Source organism: Pseudomonas reactans, assembly GCF_013387025.1.
GTDB classification, from domain to species: Bacteria; Pseudomonadota; Gammaproteobacteria; order Pseudomonadales; family Pseudomonadaceae; genus Aquipseudomonas; species Aquipseudomonas reactans.
Map to the genome: position 1 here is coordinate 419,368 of NZ_JACAQP010000006.1, position 16,122 is coordinate 435,489.

At 60.4% G+C, this 16,122-nt stretch carries 13 protein-coding genes and 2 tRNA genes; 11 read left to right on the forward strand and 4 right to left on the reverse strand.

All coding sequences use genetic code 11. From position 1 onward, the window contains the following. Positions 1-88: 88 nt before the first annotated feature. The 5 genes from hflK to HX793_RS08340 all read left to right on the forward strand — a co-directional run bounded on the left by hflK (position 89) and on the right by HX793_RS08340 (position 7,030). The gene (gene hflK / locus HX793_RS08320) at positions 89-1,264 is read left to right on the forward strand and encodes an FtsH protease activity modulator HflK (protein ID WP_016976906.1); all 1,176 of its coding nucleotides are present in this window, start codon (positions 89-91) and stop codon (positions 1,262-1,264) included. Further along, positions 1,264-2,130, forward strand: a complete 867-nt coding sequence (gene hflC, locus HX793_RS08325) for a protease modulator HflC (protein ID WP_010213607.1) — start codon at positions 1,264-1,266, stop codon at positions 2,128-2,130. Before hflK ends, hflC begins: the two co-directional genes overlap by 1 nt. Positions 2,131-2,424: 294 nt before the next feature. Further along, the gene (locus HX793_RS08330; protein ID WP_028615516.1) at positions 2,425-3,612 is read left to right on the forward strand and encodes an ATP phosphoribosyltransferase regulatory subunit; all 1,188 of its coding nucleotides are present in this window, start codon (positions 2,425-2,427) and stop codon (positions 3,610-3,612) included. Positions 3,613-3,666: 54 nt separating this feature from the next. After that, the gene (locus HX793_RS08335) at positions 3,667-4,956 is read left to right on the forward strand and encodes an adenylosuccinate synthase (protein ID WP_177051536.1); all 1,290 of its coding nucleotides are present in this window, start codon (positions 3,667-3,669) and stop codon (positions 4,954-4,956) included. 139 nt (positions 4,957-5,095) lie between these two features. Further along, positions 5,096-7,030, forward strand: coding sequence for a methyl-accepting chemotaxis protein (locus HX793_RS08340; RefSeq protein ID WP_177094658.1), 1,935 nt, complete (start codon positions 5,096-5,098; stop codon positions 7,028-7,030). A gap of 77 nt (positions 7,031-7,107) precedes the next feature. Here HX793_RS08340 and HX793_RS08345 read toward each other — a convergent pair whose 3' ends face one another. The 4 genes from HX793_RS08345 to HX793_RS08360 form a co-directional block, all read right to left on the reverse strand. Next, a complete protein-coding gene (locus HX793_RS08345; protein WP_177094661.1) occupies positions 7,108-8,673 on the reverse strand; it encodes an ABC transporter permease in 1,566 nt (521 codons plus the stop codon). Next, entirely contained in the window at positions 8,673-9,698 is a 1,026-nt protein-coding gene (locus HX793_RS08350; RefSeq protein WP_177094671.1) for an extracellular solute-binding protein, read from the reverse strand. Before HX793_RS08350 ends, HX793_RS08345 begins: the two co-directional genes overlap by 1 nt. Before the next feature lie 159 nt (positions 9,699-9,857). Continuing rightward, positions 9,858-9,944 (reverse strand) — tRNA-Leu (locus tag HX793_RS08355). Between the two features lie 152 nt (positions 9,945-10,096). Then, positions 10,097-10,183 (reverse strand) — tRNA-Leu (locus tag HX793_RS08360). A gap of 225 nt (positions 10,184-10,408) precedes the next feature. Here HX793_RS08360 and rnr point away from each other — a divergent pair. From rnr to rplI, 6 genes are all read left to right on the forward strand, one after another. After that, on the forward strand, positions 10,409-13,036 hold the full coding sequence (gene rnr / locus HX793_RS08365; protein WP_177051532.1) for a ribonuclease R: 2,628 nt from the start codon (positions 10,409-10,411) through the stop codon (positions 13,034-13,036). Further along, positions 13,033-13,788, forward strand: coding sequence for a 23S rRNA (guanosine(2251)-2'-O)-methyltransferase RlmB (rlmB, locus tag HX793_RS08370; RefSeq protein WP_017734971.1), 756 nt, complete (start codon positions 13,033-13,035; stop codon positions 13,786-13,788). The genes rnr and rlmB overlap by 4 nt, the downstream gene beginning before the upstream one ends. A 193-nt stretch (positions 13,789-13,981) precedes the next feature. After that, positions 13,982-14,404 carry a 30S ribosomal protein S6 gene (gene rpsF / locus HX793_RS08375; RefSeq protein ID WP_003236224.1) on the forward strand — a complete coding sequence of 141 codons (423 nt, stop codon included), beginning with the start codon at positions 13,982-13,984 and terminating at the stop codon, positions 14,402-14,404. 28 nt (positions 14,405-14,432) lie between these two features. Continuing rightward, entirely contained in the window at positions 14,433-14,663 is a 231-nt protein-coding gene (gene rpsR, locus HX793_RS08380; protein ID WP_002551829.1) for a 30S ribosomal protein S18, read from the forward strand. Positions 14,664-14,699: 36 nt separating this feature from the next. Beyond that, positions 14,700-15,593, forward strand: coding sequence for a YybS family protein (locus HX793_RS08385; RefSeq protein ID WP_016976914.1), 894 nt, complete (start codon positions 14,700-14,702; stop codon positions 15,591-15,593). Between the two features lie 18 nt (positions 15,594-15,611). Further along, positions 15,612-16,058 carry a 50S ribosomal protein L9 gene (rplI, locus tag HX793_RS08390; RefSeq protein ID WP_016976915.1) on the forward strand — a complete coding sequence of 149 codons (447 nt, stop codon included), beginning with the start codon at positions 15,612-15,614 and terminating at the stop codon, positions 16,056-16,058. Positions 16,059-16,122: the final 64 nt, after the last annotated feature.

Below are 16,122 nucleotides of genomic sequence, written 5' to 3' on the forward strand. Positions count from 1 at the left end.
TAAAGCGGTTGTGCCGCAGTGGCAGGCATTCTGTAGCATTGGTCGGCGCGCCGTGGGTGCGTCTTTGCTTTATCAGATGGAGAGCGCTATGGCTTGGAATGAGCCGGGTGGCAACTCGAATAATCAGGATCCTTGGGGTGGTAAACGCCGCAATAATGGCGACCGCAAGGGGCCACCAGATCTCGACGAGGCCTTCCGAAAGCTGCAGGAAAGCCTGAATGGGTTGTTCGGTGGTGGAAAAAAACGTGGTGGTGACGACGGCGGTCGCACAAGCAAGGGCGGCGGCTATGGCCTGCTGGGCCTGGGTCTTGTCGTGCTGGCGTCCGTCTGGCTGTACAGCGCCGTCTACGTGGTGGACGAGCAGGAGCAGGCCGTGGTGCTGCGCTTCGGCAAGTACTACGAGACTGTCGGCCCGGGCCTGAACATCTACTTCCCGCCGATCGACAAGAAGTACATGGAAAACGTCACGCGTGAGCGTGCCTACACCAAGCAGGGCCAGATGCTGACCGAAGACGAGAACATCGTCGAAGTGCCGCTGACCGTGCAGTACAAGATCAGCAACCTGCAGGACTTCGTGCTGAACGTTGATCAGCCGGAAATCAGCCTGCAACACGCTACCGAAAGTGCCCTGCGCCACGTCGTCGGTTCGACCGCGATGGACCAGGTGCTGACCGAAGGTCGTGAATTGATGGCCAGCGAGATCAAGGAGCGCCTGCAACGGTTCCTCGATACCTATCGCACCGGTATCACCGTCACCCAGGTGAACGTACAGAGCGCCGCTGCACCGCGCGAAGTACAGGAAGCCTTCGATGACGTGATCCGTGCCCGTGAAGACGAGCAGCGTTCGCGCAACCAGGCTGAAACCTATGCCAACGGTGTCGTGCCGGAAGCCCGTGGTCAGGCCCAGCGTATCCTCGAGGATGCCAACGGTTACCGCGACGAAGTGGTCTCTCGCGCCAAGGGTGAGGCAGATCGCTTTACCAAGCTGGTCGCCGAGTACCGCAAGGCGCCGGAAGTCACGCGTGAACGTCTGTACCTGGACACCATGCAGGAAGTCTTCAGCAACACCAGCAAGGTTCTCGTGACCGGCAGCAAAGGTGGGCAGAACAACCTGCTGTACCTGCCGCTGGACAAGATGATCGAAGGTGGTCGTAGCAGCACCAGCGCGCCGTCCACCGGTTCCAATGCCGCTGCCAATGAAGCGAGCGCCCGTGCGGCCGCTGACTTGCTGCAACAGCAAACACGTACCAGGGAGAGTCGTTGATGAGCAATAAATCGCTGACCGCCCTGATTGTGGGCGTCGTCGTGGTCATCGCTGCCTGGAACTGCTTCTACATCGTGGCTCAGACCGAGCGTGCGGTGCTGCTGCAATTCGGTCGCGTGGTCCAGGCAGATGTTCAGCCGGGCCTGCATGTGAAAGTCCCCTACGTCAACCAGGTGCGCAAGTTCGATGCCCGCCTGATGACTCTGGATGCACCGACACAGCGCTTCCTGACCCTGGAAAAGAAAGCCGTGATGGTTGACGCCTACGCCAAGTGGCGCGTCAAGGATGCCGAGCGCTTCTACACCGCGACCTCCGGCCTCAAGCAGATTGCCGACGAGCGTTTGTCGCGCCGTCTGGAATCGGGCCTGCGTGACCAGTTTGGTAAGCGCACCCTGCATGAGGTGGTATCCGGTGAGCGCGACGCGCTGATGGCAGATATCACCCGTTCGCTGAACACGATGGCGGAAAAAGAGCTGGGCATCGAAGTGGTTGATGTCCGGGTCAAGGCCATCGATCTGCCGAAGGAAGTGAATCGCAGCGTGTTCGAGCGTATGAGCACCGAGCGTGAGCGTGAAGCCCGTGAGCACCGCGCCAAGGGTAACGAGCTGGCAGAAGGTATCCGTGCGGATGCCGACCGTCAGCGCCGTGTACTGTTGGCCGAAGCTTATCGCGAGTCTGAAGAGGCCCGTGGTGACGGTGATGCTCAAGCTGCGGCGATCTACGCCAAGGCCTACGGCCAGGACCAGGAGTTCTACGCGTTCTACCGTAGCCTGCGTGCCTACCGTGAAAGCTTCGCGAACAAAACCGACGTCATGGTGCTGGACCCAAGCAGCGACTTCTTCCGCTACCTGGAAAAGTCCAAGTAACCGGCCTGTGATTCTGTAGGTTTCACTCCCGTCGGGCGGCTAAAACGCCTGGCGGGGTGATCCTTTCAGAAAACGGGTGTATGATGCGGCAGCCGGGAAATTCCCGGCTTTTTTGCGTCTGCATGTTTGATTCGGCAGGCGTGACAGGTTTTTCGAGGAAAGTGCCCGACGAGGCCGATTACAGGCCGTTCGTCACGTCGCTCTTGCGCGTGGTTTATGCAGGGGGCGGGTGTTTTCTGCTTCACTCAAGGCTCGGCCGAGGGCTGGCCGCCCGGATCAAAGGGGAATGGCGTAATGGCAACGGTAGACCGCTGGCTGCTGCCAGATGGCATCGAAGAAGTACTGCCACCAGAAGCTGCGCGCATTGAAGTAGCGCGTCGCCAGGTGTTGGATCTGTTCCAGAGCTGGGGTTACGAGTTTGTCGTGACCCCCCATATCGAGTACCTGGAATCCCTGCTGACCGGCGCGGGCCAGGACCTGGATCTGCGCACCTTCAAGGTCATCGACCCGCAATCGGGCCGGCAAATGGGTTTCCGTGCCGACATCACGCCGCAAGTGGCGCGTATCGATGCGCACACCCTGCGTCGCGAAGGTCCGAGCCGTCTTTGCTATGCCGGCAGCGTGCTGCATGCTCAGCCGCGCGCGTTGTCGTCGTCCCGCAGCCCGATCCAGTTGGGCGCCGAGTTGTACGGCGATGCGAGCCCGAGCAGCGACGTTGAAGTGATCAGCCTGATGCTGGCCATGCTGCAACTGGCTGATGTGCCGGATGTCCACATGGACCTGGGTCACGTCGGTATCTACCGTGGGCTGGCCCGTGCGGCCGGTTTGTCCGGTGAAGTAGAGCAACAGCTGTTCGATGCCCTGCAACGCAAGGCCATCGATGAAGTGATTGCCCTGACGGCGGGTGTGCCTGCCGATCTGGCTGACATGCTGCGTGCACTGGTCGACCTGTGCGGTGGCCGTGAAGTGCTGGTGGCTGCCCGTGAGCGCCTGGCCAAGGCGCCGGCGCCGGTACTGGCTGCACTGGACGACGTACTGGCGATTGCCGAGCAGTTGTCGGCGCGCTTCCCGGAGCTGCCGCTGTACTTTGACCTGGGTGAGTTGCGCGGCTACCACTACCACACCGGTGTGGTGTTCGCTGTATTTGTACCGGGTGTTGGCCAAGCCATCGCCCAGGGTGGTCGTTATGACGATATCGGCGCCGACTTCGGTCGTGCGCGTCCGGCCACTGGTTTCTCCACCGATTTGAAAACCCTGGTGACCCTGGGGCGTGCCGAGGTCGAGCTGCCGTCTGGTGGCATCTGGATGCCCGACAGTACGGACGCAGCACTCTGGCAGCAGGTTTGCCAGTTGCGCAGTGAGGGTCAGCGTGTCGTCCAGGCTTTGCCTGGGCAGCCATTGGCCGCCGCCCGTGATGCGGACTGCGACCGGCAATTGATTCTGCAGAACGGGCTTTGGCAAGTATCGCCACTGGCTTCTTGAGTTTTCCTGCCGGCCATCGCCGGCACCAAGTTTGCGCGAATGAGGACAAGTGTTATGGGTAAGAATGTCGTAGTCCTGGGCACCCAATGGGGTGATGAGGGCAAAGGCAAGATCGTTGATCTGCTGACCGAACATGCTGCCGCCGTAGTGCGCTACCAAGGTGGCCACAACGCTGGCCACACCCTGGTCATCGATGGCGAAAAAACCGTCTTGCACCTGATCCCATCGGGCGTGCTGCGCGAAGGTGTGCAGTGCCTGATCGGCAACGGCGTGGTGGTTGCACCTGACGCTTTGCTGCGTGAGATCACCAAGCTGGAAGAGAAAGGCGTACCGGTGCGCGAGCGCCTGCGTATCAGCCCGTCCTGCCCGCTGATCCTGTCGTTCCACGTTGCGCTGGACCAGGCCCGTGAAAAGGCCCGTGGCGAGCTGAAGATCGGTACCACCGGTCGCGGCATCGGCCCAGCCTACGAAGACAAGGTTGCACGTCGTGGCCTGCGTGTCGGCGACCTGCTCAACATGCCGCGCTTTGAAGACAAACTGCGTGAACTGGTGGATTACCACAACTTCATGCTGGTCGGTTACTACAAAGAGCCAGCCATCGAGTTCGAAAAGACCCTGGCCGAGTGCAAGGAATACGCTGAGCTGCTCAAGCCACTTATGCTGGACGTGACTGCCGAGCTGCACGACCTGCGTCGTGCCGGCAAAGACATCATGTTCGAAGGCGCCCAAGGTTCCCTGCTGGACATCGACCACGGCACCTATCCGTACGTGACCAGCTCCAACACCACCGCGGGTGGCGTTGCCACCGGTTCCGGCGTTGGCCCGATGTTCCTGGACTACATCCTCGGCATCACCAAGGCTTACACCACTCGCGTAGGTTCGGGTCCGTTCCCGACTGAGCTGTTCGACGACGTCGGCGCTCACCTGGCCAAGCAAGGTCACGAATTCGGCGCGACCACCGGCCGTGCTCGTCGTTGTGGCTGGTTCGACGCCGTTATCCTGCGTCGCGCTATCGATGTGAACAGCATCTCGGGCATCTGCCTGACCAAGCTGGACGTACTCGACGGCCTGGAAACCATCAATATCTGCATCGGCTACAAAGACGCCAACGGTAATGATGTTGCTCCGACCGACGCTGACAGCTACGTCGGCCTGCAGCCTGTGTACGAAGAAGTGCCGGGCTGGACCGAATCGACCGTGGGCGCCAAGACCCTGGAAGAGCTGCCGGCTAACGCCCGTGCCTACATCAAACGTGTCGAAGAGCTGATCGGTGCGCCGATTGACATTATTTCGACAGGTCCGGACCGCAACGAAACCATCGTTCTGCGTCACCCGTTCGCTTAATAAGCTGTTGATGTAAAAAGCAAAGGGCTCCTTCGGGAGCCCTTTGCCGTTTCTGTCGCCTGGGCGGCACGACCCTTGCTTTGGTTCTTTCTTTCGCGGTGCTATCAAATTAATGGCACCCGTGGTGGAGGGATTCCCGATGTCTGCCGTTCTCTCATTGTTACAAAGCCGTCTGTTGCGGCCGGTGTTCGTTACCCTAGGTATCGCCCTTTTGGTGCAAGTGCTGGTGGCCGTCGCCCTGACGCGAAGCACCGTCACAGCGTTGGAAGCGGATTTGGGTAATCGCCTGGGTATCGACAGTCAGAAACTGTCGGGTGAATTGGCCCAGGCCGGTCAAGAAGTCACGTCCAGCCTGGACAGCTTGTCGACGAGTACCCGTCAGCGTCTGACAGCGGGGCTTTCAACCCGCCTGCAGGAAGAGCAGAAGCAACTGCGTGCGACCCTGGAAAAAGACCTGAAAGACTCCGCCAATGACATGGCGCAGCTGCTGGCCTCGGTGGCGCCCCGCGCCATGTGGGACACTGACGTGCCGACGCTGTCGGAGTTTGCCCGGCGTGCCCAGCGCAATCCCAACGTGCTGTTCGTGGTCTATGACGACGCGGCGGGTGAGCATCTGACCCGCTACCTCAACCGTGAAAACCCGATTAACCAGGCGCTGTTGGAAAAAGGCAAAGGTGACCGCGCCCTGGATAAAGTGTTGGATGCGGCGAAAGATGACCCTTCAGTGTTCTATGTTGAAGCGTCCATCAGCCCCAACGGCGTGGAGATCGGTAAGGTGCGCATGGGGGTTTCCACGGCCGCAGTGGAGGCTGATCTGGCCGCGCTGGATAAGCGCTTCGCCGCACTGATCGCCAGCGGTGACCAGCTGGTGGGCGACAGCCTCAAGGGCGCAGCGGCCGATAGCGCTGCCGCCATGGGCGCGCGCCTGCAATCCGCGCAAGCCACCGCCACCCAAATGACTGCGAACACCACCAGCGCCGTCCAGGACGCTGCCGGCACCTTGCGCTGGCGCATTGGGATGGGCCTGGCGCTGGTCGGTTTCGGCGTGTTGCTGCTGATCGCCATCGTGTTGGGCCGCCGTGTGGTCAATCGCCTGAAGCTGCTGATCGCGGCCATGGACGACTTGGCGGCGGGCGAGGGTGACCTGACCAAGCGTGTGCAAATCAGCAGCAAGGATGAAATCGGCGACATGGCTTCGGCGGTCAATCGCTTTGTGGATAAGTTGCAGCCCATCGTGCGCGAGGCCGGGGATGTGGCCCAGCGTACTGGCGTGGAAATCGGCGCTATGACCTTGCGCAATGCCGGTGCTGACGCTGCGGCTGGTTTACAGCGCGATGAGGTGGCCGAGAGCTTGCGCGCACTGTCGCAGATGGTCGACGAGGCGCAGGCCGAGAGCCATGCGATGCAGGCGGCGTTGCAGCAGGTGGTGGATATTCGCCAGGCCACGGATGAGAACTCACGGACCTCGGCTGAGGTCGGCAGTTTGATCGAGGCGCTGGCGGGCCAAGTACAAGCGGGCTCCACGGTCATCGAGCGCCTGGCCCAGCAAAGCCAGCAGATCGAGGTGGTGTTGACCGTGATTCACGGCATCGCCGAGCAAACCAACTTGCTCGCCCTCAACGCCGCAATCGAGGCGGCGCGTGCTGGTGAAACCGGTCGAGGCTTTGCCGTTGTAGCGGACGAAGTGCGGGCGCTGGCAAGCAAGACTCAAAGCTCCACCGGCGATATCCAGGCGCATATCGTGGCGTTGCAACAGGGCGCGCGGGAGGCGGTGGAAACCATCGGCAAGGCTGGGCGCCAGGCCAGTGAAGGTTTGCTGGTCCTGCGCGACAGCGTGCGTTTGCAGCAGACGGTGCAGGCCTCGGTGGAGCAGGTGCATGCGGCGATTGGCTTGGCAACCCGTGCCGCTGAGCATCAGGCTCAGGGTGCCCATGCGGTGCGTGGGCGGGTCGAGGTAATCCATGCCCAGGCCGAGCGGGCTGCGCAGGCGGTGGTGGAAACAACGGCCAGTGGCAAGGTGCTGGATGGGTTGGCGGCGCAGTTGAAGGCGAGCCTGGGGCAGTTCAGGGCTTAGCGGCCTCATCGCTGGCAAGCCAGCTCCTACAGGTTATGCGCAACCCTTGTAGGAGCCGGCTTGCCGGCGATGATGTCCTAGCGGCTCAGATACATCCGAGTCGTGAGCAAATACACCGGCAACCCCGACACTAGAATCAACAGCGCCGCATAAGGCGCCGCCGCCGCAAACTCTACATTCGAGGTATGCGCCCACACCGCCGTCGCCAATGTATTCAACCCTGTCGGGCTAAGCAGCAACGTCGCGGTCAATTCCTTCATCGCATCCAGGAATACCAATGCAAATGCAGCGCCGAGCGCCGGGAAAATAATCGGTAAGGTCACCCGGCAAAACGCACTGAGCGATGAAGCCCCCAGCGTGCGTGCAGCCTCTTCAAGCTGCGGAGCAGCCTTGTTCAACGCGGTGCGAATCGGCGCCTGGGCCAGCGGCAAGAACAGCAGCGCATAAGCAATCAACAACAGCGCCGATGTCTGGTACAGCGCCGGCACATAGTGCAGGGCGAAGTACACCAGCGTCAGCGCAATCACCAAGCCGGGCAAAGCGTGCAGCAGATAGGGTAGGCGTTCGGCCCAGATCGCCAGTTGGCCCTTGTAGCGCACCACCAGCAATCCGACCGGCACCGCCAGCACCAGGCAAAGCGCGGCGCCTCCGAGGGACAGCGCCAATGAGGACAGCAACGCCTCACCGATCTCTGCTACCGGGAAGGCGGCAGAAGATCCCACCGCCAACCAATAACCGAGCATCCCCAGCGGAATCCCGCTGCCGATGATCGCCAGCGCCAGGCAATAAACCTGACCTAATGACGTCCACTTCCCCAGTCGAACCTGCTCCGCATGCCGCGCCGCGCCCTGGCCGATACGCACGTGCCGGCCCTTGCCGCGCACGCGGAACTCCAGCCACAGCAGAGTCAGGCACATCACCAACAGCACCGCCGAGAGCATCGCGGCATTCGCATTGCTGAACTCAAGCTCGAACTGTTGGTAGATCGCAGTGGTGAAGGTCTGCAAACCGATGATCGACAGCGCGCCAAACTCCACCAGCATATGCAGCGCAATCAACAATGCCCCGGCCAGCAGCGACGGCCACAGTAGCGGCAAAGTGATGCGAAAGAACACGCCCCAGCGATTCAGTCCCAGGGTGCGGGCCGACTCTTCCAGGGACGGGTCAAGATTGCGCAGGGTCGCTGCCACCGGCAGAAACACCAGCGGGTATTTCGACAGGCTCATCACCAGGATCGCCCCGCCAAGCCCTTCGAAACTGGCGCTCAGCGATACCCAGGTAAAGCTGCTGACAAACGCCGGCACTGCAAACGGCAGGCACAGTATCACGCCCCAGATGCGTCGCCCCGGCAGGTTGCTGCGCTCCAGCAGCCAGGCCAGGGACAGGCCGATCACGCCACACGTCACCGTCACCCCGATCATCAGCGCCAAGGTATTGCGCAGCAACCCGAACACATACGGCCGCCACAGCAGGTGCACCGCCTCCGCCCAACCGGCTTGCCACGCCTTGAGCCCGACATAGGCCAGTGGCAGCAGACTCAAGCCGACCAGCAACAGTACGGGCAGCAACAACCAGATCGACGGGCGCTTGCGCCTTGGGCTGAACCCCCCGCGCAGGGCGGGGGCGGGTAGCGATGGGTTCATCAGTTCAAGCCAACATCGCGTTCCAGGTCCAGGGCTTCTTCGGCGTTGCCAAGGTCCGCAGGGGTGACTCTCGGCGGTTGCAGCTCGCTGAAAGGCTTGAGACCGCGGCTGGATTCCATGCCTTTACGCAGCGGGTATTCAGCCGAGGTGTTGGTGATGACGCGCTGGCCCTCTTCACTGGCCATGAACGCCAGCAGTTGCTGGGCTTCTTTCGGATGCTTGCTGGATTTCAGCGCCGCCGCCGAAGATACGGTGATCAGGCCCCCGGCATCGCCATCGGTGAAGTAATGCAGTTGGGAGTCCAGGTTGGTTTTTTCTTTCTTCAGGGCGAACCAGTAGTAGTTGTTCACCAGCACGGTAGCCACTTCACCATTTTCAACGGCTTTGAGGGCGACCATGTTGTTGCTGTAGACCTTGCCGAAGGCGCGCAGGCCGGTCAGCCATTCTTCGGCGGCTTCACGCCCGTGCAGCTTGATGATCGCCACGGCCTGTTCCTGGAAGGCGCCGCTGGTAGGTACGAAGCCGACCTTGCCTTGCCACTCGGGGCCGGCGAAATCCAGCACCGATTTCGGCAGGTCTTTTTCCGCGATCAATTTCGGATTGAACGCCACGACGCGGGTGCGCGCGGTCACGCCCATCCAGTCGCCATTGGCGCCGACATAATCCTTGGGCAATACGTCGAGGGTGCTGGCGTCGATCTTGGCCAGCAGGCCTTGCTCGCCGAGTTTGTTCAGGGGTGGCGATTCTTCGGTGTAGATCACGTCGGCAGGCGAGCGGTCGCCTTCTTCCACGACCTGGCTGGCAAGCTGGTTGCTGCTGCCTTTGCGCACGTTGACGTGAATGCCGGTCTTGGCTTCGAAGGCCTTGGCGAGTTCATCGCCGACTTCTTTGTGCTGGCCGTTGTACAGGGTCAGGGAAACCTTGTCGGCGGAATAGGCGGTGGGCGAGAGCAGGGTCAGGCCGAGCAGAGTGATGGTCAGGCCACGCAGAAGGGATGTCTTGAGATGGGTATCGCGGATCATCATCCGGGTTGTTCCTCACTTGTATGCAACAAATACTTACAAGGATAAACGATAAAGTTTCTCAGGTGCGGGCGAGGGGGTAAATCACTGGGAAAGTTTCCAGGCCTGGGTTTTCAAACCCCGGAAACGAAAAAACCCGCTTTCGCGGGTTTGATCTGAATTTGGTGCCCAGGAGAAGACTCGAACTTCCACGACCTTGCGATCACCAGCACCTGAAGCTGGCGTGTCTACCAATTTCACCACCTGGGCATTATCAGCAGCGCTTGCGCTGTTGATGGGACGAACTATACGGAGGGCTTTTTGATCTGTAAACCCCTGATTCGAAAAAATAAATCAAGTTTTCCGTTAAAAATCAAAGGCCTGAAACGAAAAAACCCGCTTTCGCGGGTTTGATCTAAATTTGGTGCCCAGGAGAAGACTCGAACTTCCACGACCTTGCGATCACCAGCACCTGAAGCTGGCGTGTCTACCAATTTCACCACCTGGGCATTATCAGACAACGTTGCCGTCGTCGATGGCGCGCACTATACGGAGGGGATTTTAAGCTGTAAAGCCCTGCCACGAAAAAAGCCTGGAAAATTTCGCCAGTGGTCGTGCAAGGTGCCCGCCGGGGGCTGCAAAGGGCTTTAAAAGGCTTGTTGGCGTCTGAAATTTCCCGTTTCAATACGCGTATGCCAAACTAACCCGCATATAGACAAGGTGAAAACTCTCTAATGGCCGATTGGCAGTCCCTCGATCCCGAGGCCGCTCGTGAAGCGGAAAAATATGAAAACCCTATTCCTAGCCGTGAACTGATCCTGGCGCATCTCGCCGATCGGGGTTCGCCTGCTAGCCGCGAGCAGTTGGTTGAAGAATTCGGTCTGACCACCGAAGACCAGCTCGAAGCCCTGCGCCGCCGTTTGCGTGCCATGGAGCGTGATGCTCAACTGATCTACACCCGCCGTGGCACTTACGCGCCTGTGGATAAGCTCGACCTGATCCTGGGTCGCATTGCCGGCCATCGTGATGGTTTCGGCTTCCTGATCCCGGACGACGGCAGCGATGACTTGTTCATGAGCCCGGCGCAAATGCGCCTGGTGTTCGATGGCGACCGTGCCCTGGCGCGCGTTTCCGGCCTGGACCGTCGCGGTCGCCGTGAAGGCGTGATCGTCGAAGTGGTGTCCCGTGCCCACGAGTCCATCGTCGGCCGTTACTTCGAAGAAGGCGGCATCGGCTTTGTGGTGCCGGATAACCCGAAGGTCCAGCAGGAAGTGCTGATCACCCCAGGCCGCAATGGCGCCGCCAAGGTCGGTCAGTTCGTCGAGGTGAAGATCACCCACTGGCCAACCGCGCGGTTCCAGCCCCAGGGCGATATCGTTGAAGTGGTCGGCAACTACATGGCGCCGGGCATGGAAATCGACGTTGCGCTGCGCACCTACGATATTCCTCACGTCTGGCCTGAGGCTGTGCTCAAAGAAGCCGGCAAGCTCAAGCCTGAAGTGGAAGAGAAAGACAAAGAAAAACGCATCGACCTGCGCCATCTGCCGTTCGTCACCATCGACGGCGAAGACGCCCGCGACTTTGACGATGCGGTCTACTGCGAAGCCAAGCCGGGCAAGCTGCGCTTGTTCTCCGGTGGCTGGAAGTTGTTCGTCGCGATTGCCGACGTGTCCAGCTACGTGAAGATTGGTTCGGCCCTGGATAACGAAGCCCAGGTGCGCGGCAACTCCGTGTACTTCCCTGAGCGCGTGATCCCGATGCTGCCTGAGCAGCTGTCCAACGGCCTGTGCTCCCTGAACCCGAAAGTCGACCGTTTGGCCATGGTGTGCGAGATGACTATCTCGAAAACCGGCGAAATGACCGACTACCAGTTCTACGAAGCGGTGATCCACTCCCAGGCGCGCCTGACCTACAACAAGGTCAGCACCATCCTGGAAACGCCGAAGACCAGCGAAGCCAAGGCCCTGCGTACCGAATACGCTGGCGTGGTGCCGCACCTCAAGCAGCTTTACTCGCTGTACAAGGTGCTGCTGGGCGCTCGTCACACCCGTGGCGCGATCGATTTTGAAACCCAGGAAACCCGGATTGTCTTCGGTTCCGAGCGCAAGATCGCTGCGATCACCCCGACCACGCGTAACGATGCACACAAGCTGATCGAGGAATGCATGCTGGCGGCCAACGTGGCCACCGCTGAATTCCTGAAGAAGCACGAAATTCCTGCTCTGTACCGCGTGCACGACGGCCCGCCGCCGGAACGCCTGGAAAAACTGCGCGCCTTCCTCGGCGAGCTCGGCCTGTCCCTGCACAAAGGCAAGGACGGCCCGACGCCGAAGGATTACCAGGCGCTGCTCGCCAGTATCAAGGACCGTCCGGATTACCACGTGATCCAGACCGTGATGCTGCGCTCCCTGAGCCAAGCGGTGTACAGCGCTGACAACCAGGGCCACTTCGGCCTGAATTACGAGGCGTACACCCACTTCACCTCGCCAATTCGCCGTTACCCGGACCTGCTCACGCACCGCGCGATTCGCAGCGTGATCCACTCCAAGCAGAACACCCCGCACGTCAAGCGTGCCGGTGCCATGACCATTCCGAAAGCACGGATCTATCCGTACGACGAAGCGGCCCTGGAACAGCTGGGCGAGCAGTGCTCCATGAGCGAGCGCCGCGCCGACGAAGCCACCCGCGACGTAGTGAACTGGCTCAAGTGCGAGTTCATGAAGGATCGCGTAGGCGAGACTTTCCCTGGCGTGATCACGGCCGTGACCGGTTTTGGCCTGTTTGTCGAACTGACCGACATCTACGTCGAAGGCCTGGTGCACGTCACCGCGTTGCCGGGTGACTACTACCACTTCGACCCTGTGCACCACCGCCTGGCGGGCGAGCGCACCGGTCGCAGCTTCCGTTTGGGCGATACCGTGGAAGTGCAGGTCATGCGCGTCGACCTCGACGAGCGCAAGATCGACTTCGGCATGTCCGACAAGCCAGCCGAATCGCCGGGCAGCCGTAAAAAACGCGGCAGCGAACCGACCAGCAAAGGCAAGGCAGCACCCGCTAAAGCAGCGACCGCCGAGCCTGCACCTGCCAAGGCCGGTCGTCGTCCGTCCGCGAAGGAAAAGGCCCCCGAAGCCTATCGCCCAAGCGATGCGGCGGCGAAAAACGCCGAGCTGCGCAAGAGTCGCGAGTTGAAGCAGCAGTTGCTCAACGAAGCCAAAAGCGGTGGTAAAGCGGCGTCTGGGGGAAAGTCCCACGGGGCGGAAAAGCCGTCGAGCAAGCCAAGTAAACACCGTAAAGGCCCGCCAAAGGCGGGTTCGGGCCCTGCCAAAAGCGGCGGGTCGCGCAAACCTAAGGCCAAGTCATGAGTCTGGAAAAAATCTACGGCGTGCACGCCGTAGAAGCACTGCTGCGTCACCACCCTAAACGCGTCAAGCAAGTGTGGTTGGCCGAAGGCCGCAGCGAGCCGCGCGTGCAAGCGCTGGTTGAACTGGCGACCCAAAACAAGGTTGCCATCGGTCAGGCCGAGCGTCGCGAAATGGACGTGTGGGTCGAAGGCGTCCACCAGGGCGTCGTGGCGGACGTCAGCCCGAGCCAGGTCTGGGGCGAGGCGATGCTCGACGAGCTGCTCGACCGTACCGAAGGTGCGCCGTTGCTGCTGGTGCTGGACGGCGTGACCGATCCGCACAACCTCGGCGCTTGCCTGCGTTCGGCGGACGCTGCCGGCGCGCTGGCGGTGATCGTGCCTAAAGATAAGTCCGCGACCTTGACGCCGGTCGTGCGTAAAGTCGCCTGCGGCGCGGCGGAAGTGATTCCGCTGGTGGCCGTGACCAACCTGGCGCGCACCCTGGAGAAACTCCAGCAGCGTGGCCTGTGGGTCGTGGGCACGGCAGGCGAGGCCGAGGTCAGCATTTATGACCAGGATCTCACCGGCCCAACCATTTTGATCATGGGCGCCGAGGGCAAAGGCATGCGTCGCCTGACCCGCGAACATTGCGATTACCTGGTCCATCTGCCGATGGCCGGTAGCGTCAGCAGCCTCAACGTGTCAGTTGCCACCGGCGTGTGCCTGTTTGAAGCCCAGCGTCAGCGTGGCGCCAAGGCCAAATCGAAGAAATGATCCACCTGCAGTGATTGGTGATTGTTCAAATAATCACCAATCACCTTGCACGCTTCCTCCCCCTTCTCTACAATTGCGCCCCTTGCCTTCCTGGCGGGCACCGATGTGCCTCCCTGCGGCAAGATCCATAAGTGTCATTCACTCCTTGTCTGACCGTTTTTGAGCGGCAGGCTACAACCCGTAAGGAGCATTCATGCGTCATTACGAAATCATCTTTTTGGTCCACCCGGATCAAAGCGAGCAAGTCGGCGGCATGGTTGAGCGTTACACCAAGCTGATCGAAGAAGACGGCGGCAAAATCCACCGTCTGGAAGATTGGGGCCGTCGTCAACTGGCCTACGCAATCAACAATGTTCACAAGGCTCACTACGTGATGCTGAACGTTGAGTGCACTGGCAAGGCCCTGGCCGAGCTGGAAGACAACTTCCGCTACAACGATGCTGTGATCCGTAACCTGGTCATCCGTCGCGAAGAAGCCGTTACCGGCCAATCCGAGATGCTCAAGGCTGAAGAAAACCGCAGTGAGCGCCGTGAGCGTCGCGACCGTCCTGAGCACGAAGGCGCTGATAGCGCTGATAGTGATGACAGCGACAACAGCGATAACGCTGACGAGTAATCCACGGACCTTTTAAGGAGCCTATCAAATGGCACGTTTCTTCCGTCGTCGTAAATTCTGCCGCTTCACCGCTGAAGACGTGAAAGAGATCGATTACAAAGATCTCAACACTCTGAAAGCCTACGTATCCGAGACCGGCAAAATCGTTCCAAGCCGTATCACCGGTACCAAAGCACGTTATCAGCGTCAGCTGGCCACCGCTATCAAGCGCGCCCGCTTCCTGGCCCTGCTGGCCTACACCGACAGCCACGGCCGCTGAGACCGGGCAGTCGACAAGTAGTAAGGGATTGAATGCATGCGCGCCTTAGCTGAGTTCATCATGCGCGGTCGTGTGCAGGCCACTCTGGTAGTGGCTGGATGTGCAGCATTGCCGTTGTTGTATTGGTTGGCTGCTGCCGCTGGATGCCTTGTGCTCCTGCGGCGCGGTTTGCAGGATGCCGTTGGCATCCTGGCCCTGGGAGTCGTAGCCGCCTTGATCTGGTGGTTGCAACTGGGCGAACCCAAAGTGCTTCTGGTGCTGCTGGGGTCGTCGAGCCTTGCGTTGGTTTTGCGCGCAAGTGAGTCCTGGGTCCGCACGCTGCTGGTCAGCGTGGCATTGGGGTTGGTGTTTTCGGTGTTGATTGACGCGGCTTTCCGCCCGCAGATCGAGGCGCTGTCGCAAGAGATCGTCAAGATCCTGCCGATGGCCCTCGGGGAACTCTACCAACAGCTGTCGGTAGAAGAGCGAGCGCGACTGGCAACGCTGATTGCACCGGCCCTGATCGGCCTGATGGCGGTAATGATGCAGATCGTCAGTTTGCTGAGCCTGATGCTTGGGCGTTATTGGCAGGCGTTGTTGTACAACCCGGGTGGTTTTGGTCGCGAGTTTCGCAGTATCAGAATCCCCGTGGGCCCGGCGATGTTGCTGCTGGCACTCATGGTGGTCGGACCGTACTTCGGTTCACAAGCCACCTTGCTGGTGCTGTTTTGCAGCGTACCGCTGGTGTTTTCCGGACTGGCCCTGATTCACGGGCTGGTCGCGCAGAAGCGCCTGGCCAAGTTCTGGCTGGTGGGGATGTACGTAACGATGCTGATGTTTATGCAGCTGATCTATCCGTTACTCGTGGTTTTGGCCATTGTCGACGGCCTGATTGATTTTCGCGGTCGTCTGGCGCCGAAAGACGCCGATAACGCGAACGGTGAAGGTTAAAAGTTAGAGGATTTTCACATGCAACTGATCCTTCTGGAAAAAGTCGCCAACCTGGGCAACCTGGGCGACAAAGTGAACGTTAAGGCCGGTTACGGTCGTAACTACCTGCTGCCATACGGCAAAGCCACCGCTGCAACCGCTGCCAACCTGGCTGCGTTTGAAGAGCGTCGTGCTGAGCTGGAACAAGCAGCAGCAGACAAAAAAGCTTCGGCCGAAACTCGCGCTGCCCAACTGGCTGAGCTGGAAGTGACTATCACTGCCACCGCCGGTGACGAAGGCAAGCTGTTCGGTTCGATCGGCACCCACGACATCGCTGATGCACTGACCGCCTCCGGCGTTGAAGTGCAGAAGAGCGAAGTTCGTCTGCCGAACGGCACCATCCGTAACGTAGGCGAATTCGACGTAGCCGTGCACCTGCACGCCGAAGTTGAAGCCACCGTACGCGTTATCGTGGTAGCAGCTTAAGCAGCACCTAACTGACTGGCACCTCGCGTGTCAGCCAGTTAACATCGGGCACGATCCTGTTTAC